Annotated in this window: 12 protein-coding genes; 4 read left to right on the forward strand and 8 right to left on the reverse strand. The window is 65.5% G+C overall.

Annotation, left to right across the window (positions count from 1 at the left end):
- Positions 1–186: 186 nt before the first annotated feature.
- Entirely contained in the window at positions 187–2,358 is a 2,172-nt protein-coding gene (locus GGR44_RS15275; RefSeq protein ID WP_183956345.1) for a TonB-dependent receptor, read from the forward strand.
- A 154-nt stretch (positions 2,359–2,512) separates the two neighbouring features.
- On the opposite strand, the gene queG is transcribed toward GGR44_RS15275, so the two are convergent.
- Positions 2,513–3,583 (reverse strand): tRNA epoxyqueuosine(34) reductase QueG, encoded by a 1,071-nt coding sequence (queG, locus tag GGR44_RS15280; RefSeq protein WP_183956346.1) that lies wholly within the window; start codon positions 3,581–3,583, stop codon positions 2,513–2,515.
- A 23-nt stretch (positions 3,584–3,606) separates the two neighbouring features.
- Between queG and GGR44_RS15285 the strand changes: the two genes are divergently transcribed.
- The 3 genes from GGR44_RS15285 to msrB are packed head-to-tail and all read left to right on the forward strand — an operon-like array spanning position 3,607 to position 6,252.
- The gene (locus GGR44_RS15285; protein WP_183956347.1) at positions 3,607–4,569 is read left to right on the forward strand and encodes an ABC transporter ATP-binding protein; all 963 of its coding nucleotides are present in this window, start codon (positions 3,607–3,609) and stop codon (positions 4,567–4,569) included.
- Positions 4,566–5,753: an ABC transporter permease gene (locus GGR44_RS15290; RefSeq protein ID WP_183956348.1), complete on the forward strand. Its 1,188-nt coding sequence runs from the start codon at positions 4,566–4,568 to the stop codon at positions 5,751–5,753. Before GGR44_RS15285 ends, GGR44_RS15290 begins: the two co-directional genes overlap by 4 nt.
- A gap of 19 nt (positions 5,754–5,772) precedes the next feature.
- Complete coding sequence (gene msrB, locus GGR44_RS15295; protein ID WP_183956349.1) at positions 5,773–6,252, forward strand: peptide-methionine (R)-S-oxide reductase MsrB; 480 nt, start codon at positions 5,773–5,775, stop codon at positions 6,250–6,252.
- A gap of 176 nt (positions 6,253–6,428) precedes the next feature.
- On the opposite strand, the gene GGR44_RS15300 is transcribed toward msrB, so the two are convergent.
- The 7 genes from GGR44_RS15300 to GGR44_RS15330 form a co-directional block, all read right to left on the reverse strand.
- A complete protein-coding gene (locus tag GGR44_RS15300; RefSeq protein WP_246344704.1) occupies positions 6,429–8,213 on the reverse strand; it encodes a hypothetical protein in 1,785 nt (594 codons plus the stop codon).
- 4 nt (positions 8,214–8,217) lie between these two features.
- Positions 8,218–8,646, reverse strand: coding sequence for a GtrA family protein (locus tag GGR44_RS15305; RefSeq protein WP_221214410.1), 429 nt, complete (start codon positions 8,644–8,646; stop codon positions 8,218–8,220).
- 4 nt (positions 8,647–8,650) lie between these two features.
- On the reverse strand, positions 8,651–10,177 hold the full coding sequence (locus tag GGR44_RS15310) for an NAD(P)/FAD-dependent oxidoreductase (protein ID WP_183956350.1): 1,527 nt from the start codon (positions 10,175–10,177) through the stop codon (positions 8,651–8,653).
- 140 nt (positions 10,178–10,317) lie between these two features.
- The gene (locus GGR44_RS15315) at positions 10,318–10,650 is read right to left on the reverse strand and encodes a UrcA family protein (protein ID WP_183956351.1); all 333 of its coding nucleotides are present in this window, start codon (positions 10,648–10,650) and stop codon (positions 10,318–10,320) included.
- Between the two features lie 197 nt (positions 10,651–10,847).
- Positions 10,848–12,401, reverse strand: a complete 1,554-nt coding sequence (locus GGR44_RS15320; RefSeq protein ID WP_183956352.1) for a hypothetical protein — start codon at positions 12,399–12,401, stop codon at positions 10,848–10,850.
- A gap of 54 nt (positions 12,402–12,455) precedes the next feature.
- Positions 12,456–14,057, reverse strand: a complete 1,602-nt coding sequence (gene purH / locus GGR44_RS15325; RefSeq protein ID WP_183956353.1) for a bifunctional phosphoribosylaminoimidazolecarboxamide formyltransferase/IMP cyclohydrolase — start codon at positions 14,055–14,057, stop codon at positions 12,456–12,458.
- A 104-nt stretch (positions 14,058–14,161) separates the two neighbouring features.
- On the reverse strand, positions 14,162–14,722 hold the full coding sequence (locus tag GGR44_RS15330; protein ID WP_183956354.1) for a hypothetical protein: 561 nt from the start codon (positions 14,720–14,722) through the stop codon (positions 14,162–14,164).
- Positions 14,723–14,866: the final 144 nt, after the last annotated feature.

Raw genomic sequence — 14,866 nt, forward strand, 5'->3', positions numbered from 1 at the left:
AAAGGGGCCCGTCCCAATATCATCGCCTTTCTGATCGCGATGCGCGTCGGGCGATGGCGGATGCGCGGCGGCAAACCGTTATATTCGCAGGTTGCAACGCACCATTTTTCCGCAACGGCTATTGATATGTTGTATCATATAGCCTAGGCGATCCCCATTCCCAATGGTTCAGGACATTAGCCTCCAATGATTCCTCCCCTGTTGCGCGCCGGATCCGCCCTCCTCGCACTGTCGATGGCGCTCCCCGCCATGGCCCAGCAATCGCCTGCCCCCGCGCCCGATCAGGATTACCATGATGCCGATGGCCCCGACCTGATCGTCACCGCCATCATTCCCCGTCGGCAGGGCGACATCCTGTCGGGCACGTCGATCGTGACGGGCGCAGAACTGGTGCGCGACATGCGCCCGACCATCGGCGAGACATTGAGCCGCCAGCCCGGCGTCTCCTCGACATCCTTCGGCCCCAACGCCTCGCGCCCCATATTGCGCGGCTTCCAGGGTGAGCGCGTCCGCATCCTGACCGACGGCGTCGGCAGTTTCGACGTGTCCAACACCTCGGTCGACCATGCCGTCGCCATCAATCCGCTGACCGCCGACCGGATAGAGGTGATGCGCGGCCCTTCCGCCCTGCTCTATGGCTCGTCCGCCATCGGCGGCGTCGTCAATGTCATCGACACGCGCATCCCCCGCCGCGTGCCCGACGAACCCGTCCATGTCGAAGGCCTCGCCACCTATGGCAGCGCGTCGGACGAACGCACCGTCATGGGCGAGATCGAAGCGCCGCTGACCCGGCAACTGGTCGTGCATTTCGATGGTAGCTGGACAAAGACCGACGATCTGCGCACCGGCGGCTATATCCTCACCAAACCCCTGCGCCAGATCGCCGCGCAAAGCGACGAGGCGGAAATCAGCGATCTCGCCAATCTCAAGGATCGCCTGCCCAACACCGCCGCCGAGACCTGGGAAGTGGCGGGCGGCTTTGCCTTCATCACCGACAAGGGCAATTTGGGCGTGTCGGTGTCGCACAGCCGGAACCGCTATGGCGTCCCCTCGCGCTACGAGGTCGAGGAAGAGCATGACCACGATCATGAGGGCGAAGACCATGACCACGAAGGCGAGGCGGAGGAAGGCCACAGCCACGAGGACGTGACGCTGTCCATGAAGCAGACCCGCGCCGACATGCGCGGCGAAGTGGCGACGGGCGGCGGCTTCCTCGACAGCATCCGCCTGCGCGCGGGCTGGGCCACCTATCAGCATCAGGAAATCGAACCCACGGGCGAGGTCGGCACAACCTTCCGCAACCAGTCGATCGAAAGCCGCCTCGAACTGATCCAGGCCGATCATGACGGCTGGCAGGGCGCATCGGGCGCGCAATATTTCACCCGCCGCTTTTCCGCCGTGGGCGAGGAAAAATTCCTGCCCAAGAATCAGACCGAGCAATTCGGCCTGTTCACGCTCCAGTCGCTCGACCTGGGCGACACAAGGCTGGAGGCGGGCGCGCGGTTCGAACATAGCAATCTGAAAGCCGATGCCGACGATGACCTGTTCTTCGACGGGCGGACGCGCAGCTTCAACGCGCTGTCCGGCTCCATCGGCGTCAGCCAGACGATCATGCCCGACTGGCGGATCGGCCTCAACCTCTCGCGCAGCGAACGCGCGCCATCGGCCGAGGAACTCTTCGCGCGCGGCAACCATGCCGGCACCCAGGCCTTCGAACTGGGCGACCCCGATTTTACCAAGGAAAAAAGCTGGGGCGTGGAAGCCACCCTGCGCGGCGCGGGCGCCGGATACAGCTTCAGCCTGTCGGCCTATCACAACTGGTTCCGCGACTATATCTACGAAGCGATCGTCGACGACAGCGTGTGCCAGACGGCCAATGGCGGCGCGGACCTCGAATTCCCCTGCTTCGCCTTTGCCCAGGCCGACGCCCGCTATTACGGGTTCGAGGCGGAGGCGACGGTCAAGCTGGCGCAACTGGGCGGCTATGCCCTGAATCTCGATGGCGTCGCCGATTATGTCCGCGCAACGATCAAGGGCGGCGGCCCCGCCCCGCGCATCCCCCCGCTGCGTCTGCTGAGCGGTCTGGAGCTGCAAGGCGACCGGCTGACGGTGCGCGGCGAGGTGGAGCATGTGTTCGACCAGAAGCGCATCGCCGGGTTCGAAACGCCCACCAACGGCTTCACGCTCGTCAACGCATCGGTGGCGGTCAAGCCCTTCTCGGGCAATGACCGCACCAGCATCACCCTGTCGGCGAACAACATCTTCGACGTCGACGCGCGCCGCCACGCCAGCGTGCTCAAGGATTTCGCCCCGCTCGCGGGCCGCGATATTCGCGTGACGGCGCGCTTCTCGCTTTGATCGAGGGCTGAACCTTAAATATGGACCATTCGTGCTGAGTAGGGACTGAGCGAAGTCGAAGGCCCGTATCGAAGCATCCGGCGCGACGCATGATCCTTCGATACGCCATTTCGACAGGCTCAATGGCTACTCAGGACGAACGGAGTCGTTCAGATCAAGCGCGACCCGCGCGGCGCCCGTCCCCGATCCGCGCTATCGCCCATGCGGCCGCCTCCGCCACCGCCGGGTCGGCATCGGCGCTCAGCCGCTCCAGCATGGGAATGAAGCGCGCCTCGCCGCTGTTCCCCGCCGCGATGGCGGCGTTGCGCACCATGCGGTCGCGGCCGATCCGCTTGATCGGCGACCCGGAAAACACCTCCCGAAATCCGGCATCGTCGAGCGCCAGCAGGTCGGACAGGTGCGGCGCGACCAGTTCTCCGCGGGGCAAGAAGGCGCGGTGCGCCGCCGCGCTGCGCGCAAACTTGTTCCACGGGCACACCGCCAGGCAATCGTCGCAGCCATAGACGCGGTTGCCGATCCCTTCGCGCAATGCTTCGGGGATCGGCCCCTTATGCTCGATGGTGAGGTAGGAAACGCACCGCCGCGCGTCGACGACATAGGGCGCGGGGAAGGCGTCGGTCGGGCACGCCGTCTGACAGGCGGTGCAACTGCCGCACCTGTCCCGCCCCGGCGCATCGGCGGCGAGGTCCAGCGCCGAATAGATCGCGCCCAGGAACAGCCAGCTCCCATGGTCGCGGCTGACGAGGTTGCTGTGCTTGCCCTGCCAGCCCAGCCCCGCCGCCTGCGCCAGCGGCTTTTCCATCACCGGCGCGGTATCGACAAACACCTTGAGCGCGCCGTCGGCCTCCTCCACCAGCCACCGCGCCAGCGCCTTCAGCGCCTTCTTCACCACATCATGATAATCGCGGCCTTGCGCATAGACCGATATGCGCGCCCGGTCGCCCACTTCGGCCAGCGCCAGCGGATCATGGCCGGGCGTATAGCTCATGCCCAGCATGATGACGCTGCGCACGTCGGGCCACAGGCCGCGCGGCGACCCGCGCTGCTCCGCCCGCTCCTCCATCCAGATCATGTCGCCATGCCGCCCCTCGTCCAGCCAGGCGCGCAGCCGCCCGGCCGCCTGCGGCGCGGCGTCGGCGGGCGCGATGGCGCAGGCGGCAAAGCCCAGCGCCGCGGCCTGCGCCTTCAATCGCTCTTCCAGGCTGATGTCGCTTGGCCTTGTCATGGGTCGCCGTTACAAGAACCGCCATGACCGGCCGTTCCACGAACCCGACCTATGCCGTGGAAGGCCATGGTCTTGTCAAGACTTTCGGCGATTTCCGCGCCGTCGACGGCATCGACATCGCCGTGCCCGCCGGGGCCATCTATGGCGTGCTCGGCCCCAATGGCGCGGGCAAGACGACGACGCTGCGGATGCTGCTCGGCATCATCGACCCGGATGAAGGGCATCGCACCCTGCTGGGCAGCGACCGGCCGCTGTCGGTCGCGGCGCAGGTCGGCTATCTGCCCGAAGAACGCGGCCTCTACCCCTCGATGAAGGCGGCGGAGGCCATCGCCTTCATGGGCGCGCTGCGCGGATTGCCGCTGAAGATCGGGCGCGACCGCGCGCGCGCGATGATGGAGGCGCATGGCATGGCCGACGCCGCCGACAAGAAGGTGCGCGAATTGTCGAAGGGCATGGCCCAGACAGTGCAATTGTTCGGCACATTGGTCCATGAACCGCGCCTCATCGTGCTGGACGAGCCCTTTTCCGGGCTCGACGCCATCAACCAGGGCAAGCTGGAGGCGCTGATCCGCGAACAGGCGCGACGCGGCGTCACCATCCTTTTTTCCACCCATGTCATCGCCCATGCCGAACGGCTGTGCGAACGCATCGCCATCATCGCGGGCGGCCGCATCCGCTTCGAAGGCACGGTCGGCGAAGCGCGCGACCGGCTGCGCCCGCAGGTGCGCCTGTCCACCCGCGTCAGCGACGGAAGCTGGCGTCGCGCCCTGCCCGCCGACACGGTCGCGGAAAACGGCGCCTGGCATTTCAGCCTGCCCGAAGAGGGGATAGAGCCGCTGCTGCGTGCGCTGATCGACGGGCAGGCGGGCATTGAAAGCCTGTCGATCGAACGACCCGGCCTGCATGACGCCTTTGTCGCCATCGCGGGCGAAGCGGCGGCGCAGGCGATGGCGGGCGCAACGTCCGCGTCGGAGGAAGACGCATGATCGGCCTGCTGCGCGCCGCCCTCGTCATCGCCCGGCGCGATTTCACCGCCGTGGTGTTCTCGCGCGCCTTCATCTTCTTCCTGCTGGGGCCGATGTTGCCGATATTGCTCGGTCTCGCCTTTGGCGGCATGGGCAGCCGCATCGCCAGCACCGACATGCGCCCCGTCATCGGCGTCGCCCTGCCCGTCGATCAGGCGGAGGGGATGGAGCGCGCTTATCTGGCGTTGGCCCGCCGGCCCGGCGCCGCGCCGCTGCCCAAATTGCTGCGCATCCCCGCCCTGTCGCAGCCGCGCGCCGTGCTCGCGCGCCCCGATGCCGGGGTGACGGTGGTGCTTTCGGGCAGCCTCGACCGCCCGGAACTCACCGGCAAGGCAGACGACATCGACCGCGTCGGCAGCGACGTCGCCCTGCTCGCCGCGCTGGCGCGCACCGGCGACGCCTTCCGCCTCACGCCTGTCACCCGCCACGAAATCGCCGCCAGCGCCAGCGGTGAAGGGCAGGGGCGCGAGGTGGTCGGCCGCGCCGCGCAACTCATCATCTTCCTGCTGACGATGTTGCTGGCGGGCATGGTCCTGTCCAATCTGGTCGAGGAAAAGACCAACAAGATCATCGAAATCCTCGCCGCCGCCGTGCCGGTCGACGCGATATTTCTGGGCAAGCTGCTGGCCATGCTGGCGATGAGCTTCGTCGGCATATTATTCTGGACCAGCGGCGGCTTCGCCCTGTTGCTGCTGGTTGCAGGACCAGGCGCGCACCTGCCCGCGCCGGCGGTCGGCTGGCCCGCCTTCCTGATCCTCGCCATCCTCTATTTCGCCATGGCCTATACGCTGCTCGGCTCGCTGTTCCTGGGGATCGGCGGTCAGGCGTCGACCGTGCGCGAGGTGCAGACCCTGTCCATGCCCGTCACCATGGGCCAGATGCTGGTCTTCTTCTTCGCCACCTTCGCCGCCGAACATCCCGGCGGCTGGGCCGAGATGGGCGCGCGCCTCTTCCCTTTCAGTTCGCCCTTCGCGATGATCGCCAGCGCGGCGGAAAGCCCGGCGCTCTGGCCGCACCTGCTGGCGCTTGGCTGGCAGGCGCTGTGGGTGGCGCTGCTGATCCGGGCAGGCGTGCTGATGTTCCGCCGCCATGTGCTGAAATCGGGCGGCCCGCGCCGCCGCCTGTTCAGCCGGGCGAAAGGCTGACGAGTCCATTGTTCCGCCCATGGACAGACGGCATTTCCTGGTCGGCGGCGCGGCGGCGGCCATCGCTGCGGCGACATGGTGGCAACTGGCGGGCGACCCGGCGCAGGCGGCCTATCCCTTCACCCTGACCGACGCGCAATGGCGCCAGCGCCTCTCGCCGCTCGCCTATAATGTTCTGCGGCGCAAGGCGACCGAACATCCCTTCACCAGCCCGCTGAACAAGGAACATCGCGCCGGCACCTTTGTCTGCGCCGGCTGCGATCTGCCGCTGTTCAGTTCGAAAACCAAATTTGACAGCGGCACCGGCTGGCCCAGCTTCTGGCGGCCCCTGCCCCGCGCGGTCGGCACGTCGCGCGATTTCGACCTCGGCTATGCCCGCACCGAAGTCCATTGCGCCCGCTGCGGCGGGCACCTTGGCCATGTGTTCGACGATGGCCCGAAACCCACGGGCCTGCGCTACTGCATGAACGGCGTCGCGCTCAGCTTCCGGCCCGGTTAGAGTTTGTTCGGAAATGCGCCTTTGGCGCATCCGCACCGGCCCGCACCCCCACCCGACCGCCCAGACATGGTATCCTGATGGGATGTCGGGTGGGCGCAGACGAGTCACGCGCCTCGACTGCGCGGGCCGGTGCGGCATCGAAAATGCGCTCTTCCGCGCATTTTCCAAACAGGCTCTCAACGCTTCACGCGATAAATCTGCAAAGGCCCCTCGCCCGGCACAGGCTCCAGCCAGTCGGGATGGCCTCCGTTCGACAACATGGCCGCCAGTCCGCCGGGCGCATCCTTCTTGTAGAGCAGCACCTCGTTCATGCCGGGACAGATGATGACATAGTCCGCCGCCGGGCCGCCCCGCGCCGATCCCATCACGTCGGCCTGCGCCTGATCGGGCGTCGCCAGGAAAGCGCGCGTCACTGAATTGATGCCGATGACGTTGCGATGATGCCCCGTCCCAATGATGCTGTGCGGCGTGCGCACCAAAATGTCGGGCCCAAGGTCCAGCGGCGCGAACAACAGCGACGGCGGCAGGTCGTTCAACCGCGCCAGCGCCGCGGGCGTGCGGCAATTGACGCGCGTGTCGCCCGGCGTCTCCGCCTGCTGCACGATGCTGGCGAAGGCCGACGACAGGCCGACAGGCGTCAACAGGCACAGCGCGACTGAAGCGGGCACCCGCGCCAGCGCATGGGGCAAGCCCTGCGCCCTGCGGAACAATCGCGCCAGCAGCCAGGCGGTCGCGGGCAGCGCATAGAGGTGCGCGACCATCATGCCCCGCATCACCAGCAGCGCCACCGCCATCGCCCCGGCCAGCAGCAGCGCGACGATCAACCAGCGCCGCCGCGCGGCGGCGTCGGGGGCGGCGCGCACCGCGAGCATCGTCGCCAGCAGGCCGAACAGCATCGGCGCCAGGCTGACCCCCATCAGCGACGGCGACTGTTCCCAGATGGGCCGGCCCTCCATCACCCTCTCATACCATTGCACACGCGCCAGCGGGGTCAGGTCGTGAAACGGCCCGGACGTCAGGCACGGCCCGGAAATCCACAGCAGAGCGCCCAGCGCCACGACTCCGCCGACCCCGGCGACCATCAGGCGGCGCAAAACCGTCGCTTCGCCGACCAGCCGATGGCCCGCCAGCAAGATCGCGGCAAAGCCGACCAGCGGCCAGGCATAGACCGCGGTGAAGGCGTCGCATTGCGCCAGCCATAACGCCTGCCCCCCGCGCGTCGCGATCAGCAACGGCACGCCCGCGCCCACCAGCATCGCCGCATAGGCGCGCAACCGCGCGCCCTCGCGCACGTCGATCAGGTGGCGCAGCACGAACAGCCCGCCGAACAGCGCCGCATAGGGCAGGCCCTCGGTGGAAATCAGCAGCCAGACGGCGATGGCCGCGCCCGCGATCATCCCGCCGCGCCGCCCTTGCTCGTCGAGCGCGCCCAGCAGCGCGATCCCCGCCATCAAAATCTGCCAGCCATGATGGTCGACCCGCAACGGCGGAAACTGGATCAATATGGTCGGCGTCACCAGCAACAGCGCAACCGCGAACAGGGCGACGCCCGTCCCGGCCAGTCGGCGCGTAAACTGAAACAAAGTCGCGCATAACGCGCCCAGCAGCATCAGCGGCACAAGCGCGCAGGCCAGCATTTCCGCGCCCGCCGCACCGACAAAGGGGCGCAGCAGCAGGATCGTCGCCGCAATCGGCATGTCCACGATCCGCGACCAGTGCATCGGCCCGCCGGTGGGCGGATTGACGCGATGCTGGCTGACATCGAACCATGCCTGCCCCGCCACCCAGTCGCGTACCTGCTGCAACCGCATGGCGTCGTCGGTGTCCATGAAGGTCAGCGTCGCGATCTTGTCGCGGAACAGGAACAGCATGACGGCGGACGCCAGCATCCACATGGCCAGCACGACCAGCATCGGGCGGCGTTCGAACGTCGCCGCCCAGCGCGCACCTGGCGGCGCCATCGGTTCAGCGAGCGCCAAAGACGACATATTTGCGGATCACATAGACGGCAAAGAAACTGACGCCGACCGACGCCGCCTTGGCCAGCACCGGCATCACGCCCACCGCCGTCAGGCCCGATACCAGCCCGACCGTGATGGCAAGGCCCAGCAGGGCGCTGCCCACAAAGCTGACGCGCTGCGCATGGGTGGGGCCTTCGCCCTCAATGGCGCTGCCGAACACGAAGCGCACCGACAGCATCCAGTGCGCCAAAATCCCCGTCGCATAGCCCGCAAAGGCCGCCCAGGCCGGCGCGACGCCCATATGGGTCGCGGCCAGGAACAGGGCGGTGTCGACGCACAGCGCACAGATGCTGACCAGCAGATAGCGGGCCAGCATCAGCCGTGCGGCGATCGCGGCGCACCGCGCGACGATCGCCCGTGTCGCCTGCGGCATCGGTTCAGGCCGCCTTCAGGCGCGCGGGCACCTGCCGCTCGCTGGAAAGGGCCGCCTGCCGACCTTCCACATCCTGCCCTTCCTCACCGGCTTCGTGATATTCCGCGTCCTCGTTCACGCCCCAGATGTCATAGATGCGCTCGCCCGCCTCGATATTGCGAACCGTCAGCATCGCGGTCATCATCGCGTGATCCTGATTATTATAACGGTGCATCCCGTTGCGGCCGACGAGGTGGAGGTTGGGATATTTCTCCTCCAGTTCGGTGCGCATCGTCAACACATTGGCGGCATATTCGTCGTCATAGACCGGATAGGCCTTTTCCTGACGGACGACCGCGCCGCCGACGACATCGTCGGGGTCGCACAGGCCCAGGATCGCCATTTCCTTCTTCGCCAGTTCGACCAGATCATCGTCGCTCGACGACCACAGCCCATCGCCTTCGAAACAGAAATATTCCAGGCCCACACAGGCGACCGAAGCGTCCGGCACCATTTCAGGGGACCAGCTGCGGAAATTCTGGATGCGGCCGACCTGCACCTTGCTGTCGTGGATATAGATCCAGTTGTCGGGGAACAGATCCTCCGACCGGATCATCAGCGCCACGGTCAGGAAGTCGCGATATTTGAGCTCCATTGCATGGCCCAGCGTCGCGGGCAGCGGGTGGATGCGCCCGGCCAGCTCACGCATCGGCGCGGAGGAGATGACATGCGCGGCATGGATGGTCACGTCGCCGTCCGGCCCGCTGGCGATCATGCGCCACCGGTCGCTTCCCTGTTCCTGCTCCAGCCGCTTGAGGCTGTGGTTCATCAGCACCCAATTGTCGTTCTTCACGACGAAATCGCGCGCCGCTTCCCACATCATGCCGGGGCCAAGGCGCGGATAGCGGAAACTTTCCAGCAGCGTCTTGGTCTCCATGCCGTCATTGGGCTTCTTGTTGAGGCCCAGGCTGCGCTTCAGCCCGTCCTTGACCGCGCCCCACAGCGACAGCCCCTTGATGCGCTGCGCCGCCCAGTCGGCCGACATTGCGTCGCACGGCATACCCCACACCTTTTCGGTATAGGTCTTGAAGAAGATGGAAAACAGCTTGTGGCCAAAGGCGTTGACGGTCCAGTCCTGGAACGAACGGACGTTGCGGTTGGGAAACATTTTCGCCTTGGCGAAGCTCGCCATGCACAGGGTCGACCGGAAAATGCCCAGATTCCAAAGCGCCTCGAACGCGCGCAGCGGATAGCTGTAGAATTTGCCCTCATAATAGATGCGGCTCATGCGCGGGCGCTGGATGAAATCGTCGGGCAGGATCTCGTTCCACAGGTCGACCACTTCCTTCGACTTGGAAAAGAAGCGATGGCCGCCAATGTCAAAGCGGTATCCGTTCATCTCCACCGTCCGGCTGATCCCGCCGACATAGGTCGGGTCTTTCTCGATAACGGTGACGCTGAAACCCTTCTTGGTCAGCTGATAGGCGGCGGTCAGGCCGGCCGGGCCTGCCCCGATGATGGCGACATCGACATTATGTTCGGCACGCGGCATGTACTGGTCCCCCAGAAATGTTCCTTCGCCGTCACGAAGTGAAGGAAATGCTCTAAGGAATGGTTAACAAGCCGGTAAGCAAAAGGGCCGCCCCGCACAGCGGAACGGCCCTTTCCCTGTCGATAGCGACAGGGTTGCAATCAACTGGCCCGGGCGACCAGCGCATTCAGATCCTCGCGGGCGCCGTCCAGCGCACTGCCATAGCAATTGCGATAGTCGCGGGTTTCCGGCAGGATTGATCCATTCACGAAACCGCACACCTTCTTGGCGGCGCGATCGATGCGGGAATCGGCCCGGCGCTGGCCCTGGTCGCTGGCGAGGTTCAGGTCGGCGAGGCTGACCACGGCGGTGCGGGTTTCAGCGCCCGTGTTGCCGTCGATGATGACATCGTTATTCTTATCGAGCGCGAGCGCGGCGGTCGGCAGAGCGAAAGCCGCCATGGCGGCCAGAGCCACCCATTTCTTACCAGTCATCCTTGTTCTCCTGACGAACATGTTTTGCATCAGCCCAGCCTCTGCATGGAGGACGGGTCAGGACGCGAAATAGGCCTTCCCGGCGGAAATTGAAAGGGCCACTTCACAAAAATTGGCGGAAAACCAACATTTTGCGGATGCGAACATTCTCTGTGCATGTGCGAAGGACCGCATCAAAGGCGGCACATGGTCCCGTTCTAACGCCGCATCGGCGGTTCGGGAATGCGCGGCGACAGTTCGTCAATCACCTGCTGCGCCCTGAAGGTCGCTGATTGCGGAAATCCCGGCGTCCCGATATTGCCGAACCGCACCGGCGAGGAAAAAATATGGGTGCGGTTCTGCGGCACGACAAAGCCGTCAAAACCACGTGCGCTGGCGATCAGCGCCGCATGCAGCAGCACCGCCTCACCGGCCGACAGCCCCCACAGGTTCGGCCCCACATTAATGAATTCATATGTCGTCACGTCCTTGGGCAGGTCGCGCGCCAGATAGCGCGGCTTCGCGCCGATCTTCCACACGGATCCCGATGCGCGGGCATAGTCGGACTGGCGCGCGCTGTTGGCGACCTTGGCGTAATAATTCTTCACCAGATCCGGGTTTTGCAGCAATTTCAGGTTGCTGCGCATCGCATCGTCGCGGTAATCCTGCCGCGTTCTCGTCCACGGGCCGGTGCGTTCGGCGGTCGGCATGTTCGCCTGCAACTTGCCGAACATGTCCGCGACCACCGGCGGCGGCACGGCCACCCATCGCGTGCGCCCGGCAAAGGCGGCGCGCGCCTCGGCCATCCTGCCCTGCGCCGCCAGTTGCCCGATGTCGAAAAAGGCCAGCATCGCCTCGACATTGGAAACGCCCGCCGGGTCCGACCGATCGCCACCCTCCGCGATATAGGCGTCCAGACCCTGGCGCGCCCGCGCGGCGGTCGTCGCCGCATCCTTGTCGCCCGCCATCATCTGGTAAAGCGCGACCAGCGCATCATTGAACATCGGCTTGGCCTTCGGAGCAAAGCCTTGCACCAGTTTCAACCGGTCGGCTTCGTCCTTCGCCGCCGCCGCATAATCGCCCACCCAGGCATGGAGTTCGGCGCGCAGCGACAGATGTTGCGGGCACATCCGCACCAGTTGATCCAGATAGGCCTTCTTTTCCGCGCTCATCGTCGGGGTCAGCTGGACATGGGCGGGCACGCGATATTGCGACACCAGGTCATAGGGCGCGAAGGCCGCTGACCGCAGCGCCGCCGCCTCCGCTTCGGCCGGGCGATCAAGCCGCACCAGGATGACCGATTCCAGATAGGCGGCCGACGATCCCAGCCCGGCGTTAAAGGCCCAGTCCTGCACACCCACAGGCGCGAGCCTGGGCAGTTCGCGGACGCTCTCCAGCGCAGCGGGCAAATCCTCCGCCTCGATCAGGTGGATGGTCCGCGCCAGCAGCAACTGGGTGCGGCGCTCCTCATTGGTTTCCTGCGCCATCGCCACATTGCAGGCGTCGGCCCCCGCGCGACCCGACAGCCGCTTTTCGACATTGCCGTCATCCTTGGTGAAGGCGTCGCTGGCCAGACCCGCCGTCACGCTGATCGCCAGCAACTGGCCCAGCAATTCGCCCGCGCCGACATGGCCCTTGCGGCCATCGCACTGGATGAAGGGCGACGGCGTTTCGACCGCCTGCGGCGGCGCGGCTTTGGGCGTTTCGGCGGCCATGGCCATGGAATCGATCAGCATTGCGCCGCTCAGCAGCGCCCCCACCATCACACGCATTGATTGCCCCCCAAACACAGCCCCTCGACCCTCCCCAGGGTCAGGACATCCCCATCAATGGCGAAAATGCCGCATCCCTGTAAAGACCATGGCGAGGCCGGCCTCGTCCGCCGCCGCGATCACTTCCTCGTCGCGGATGGAGCCGCCCGGCTGGATCACCGCCGTCGCGCCCGCCTCGACCGCCGCCAGCAGGCCGTCGGCAAAAGGGAAGAAAGCGTCGGAGGCGACCGCCGAACCGATGGTGCGCGGCTGCGCCCAGCCCGCCTTTTCCGCCGCATCCTTCGCCTTCCACGCGGCGATGCGCGCCGATTCCAGCCGATTCATCTGGCCCGCGCCGACGCCCGCCGTGCTGCCATCCCTGGCATAGACGATGGCGTTCGACTTCACATGCTTGGCGACGGTCCAGGCGAACAGGCAGTCTTTGAGTTCCTGCTCGCTCGGCGCGCGCTTGGTGACGACCTTCAGCGCATCCTGCGTCACCTTGCCATTGTCGCGGCTCTGCACCAGCAGCCCGCCCGCAATACTCTTGATCTGCAGGCCCGGACGCGCCGGATCGGGCAGCTCGCCGGTCAGCAACAGGCGCAGATTCTTCTTTTTCGCAAAGATCGCCTTGGCCGCGTCATCGGCGTCGGGCGCGGCGACGACTTCGGTGAAGATGCCGCTGATCGCCTCGGCGGTCGGGCCATCCAGGGGCCGGTTGACCGCGATGATGCCGCCGAACGCCGACACGCTGTCGCAGGCGAGCGCCGCTTCATAGGCCTCGATCAGCGTCGCGCCGGTCGCCACGCCGCAGGGATTGGCGTGCTTCACGATCACCACGGTCGGCGGCCCGTCGCGAAATTCGCTGACCAGCTCCAGCGCCGCGTCGGCGTCGTTATAATTATTGTAGGATAGTTCCTTGCCCTGCACCTGCCGCGCCTGCGCGATGCCGCGCGCGGTCGGCCCGACGGGCAGGTAGAGCGCGGCCGACTGGTGCGGGTTCTCGCCATAGCGCAGGCTCGCGCCCAGCTTGCTCGACACGCTGAGCGTTTCGGGGAACATCACGCCCTGATCGGCGAAGGCGAACCAGCTTGCGATCATCGAATCATAGGCCGCCGTCGCCGCATAGGCCTTGGCCGCCAGCATCCGCCGGAAATCATAGCTGGTGGCCCCCGCCTTCTCGTCCATCTCCGCGATCAGTCGGGCATAGTCTGCGGGATCGGTGACGATGGCGACGCTCTCATGGTTCTTCGCCGCCGAACGGACCATCGACGGCCCGCCAATGTCGATATTCTCGATAATCTCGTCGCGATCCGCGCCCTTGGCCACGGTCGCGGCAAAGGGATAGAGGTTGACGACCACCAGATCGATCGCGCCAATCGCATGTTCCTCCATCGACGCGACATGCTCGGGGTTGTTCCGCACCGCCAGCAACCCGCCATGGACTTTGGGATGCAGCGTCTTGACCCGGCCGTCCATCATTTCGGGAAAGCCGGTCAGGTCGGAAATATCCTTCACCTCCAGCCCCGCCTCGCGCAGCGCCTTCGCCGTGCCGCCGGTCGACACCAGCTCCACCCCATGCTTCCCCAGCGCCCGCCCCAGTTCGATCAGCCCCGCCTTGTCCGACACGGACAACAGGGCGCGCTTGATGGTGACGTCAGTGGGGGTGGCGGACATGGGAAAGGGCTTTCTATAGCAAGGGACGCAATGCTTTGCGCGGTCCCTTAGGGCCCGGCGGCGGAAAAATACAGCCCCCTTGGCGGGCCAATAACCCGGCTTTGCTAACCGATCAGGGCCGCCGCGAATTGCGGCTCGGCGATACAGATTCGCATTTTATCGAGCTTCAACCCTTCGCGCGCCTGCTGGTTGACAGGCTGAAAGGCGGAGGCGCGGTGCGACCAGTTATAGAAATCTATCCCGGTATTGCGCTCCACTTTAAGCAGCAGATGGAATTTCCAATGCACGCCTTTGTCGCCCGGACTGAGGATTTTCAGCCCGTTGAGATCACCTCTTCCGTGAACCGCTCCGAGATGGGTCGCCAAGCAAAAGGGCGCGGCACCAGCAATATTAAGGGAATCACGGATAACTTTAGATGGCATTTGGTATGACCAGTATTTCACCCCAACCCACCAGCCCGTCATCAGCGAAGCAAAGGTCAGAAATGCACCCAGAATGGCTGGTTTTATGGAATAATTCTCCAACTTTGCTGAGAATGCGATGATGATGGCGCATGGCAGGACATAAGCGATTATGCTTCCCCGGCCCAGCAACAGCCCATCACCCACCGCACCCGCGCCGCCGCGTCCGTGGAAATCGTCGGCGAGGGAGATGAACACGCCCATAGCGACCAGCCCAGCGCAAAGCATAATCGCGCGCGGACTGCGCCTTTTCAAGCATATAGCCAGAATGAGCCAAGGAATGAGCAGCCATAATATGGCCGCCGCTTGGCTGATCGCGCGATAGGCTGGACGACCAATTATGCCTGT

The organism is Sphingobium fontiphilum, from assembly GCF_014196635.1.
GTDB lineage: Bacteria > Pseudomonadota > Alphaproteobacteria > Sphingomonadales > Sphingomonadaceae > Sphingobium > Sphingobium fontiphilum.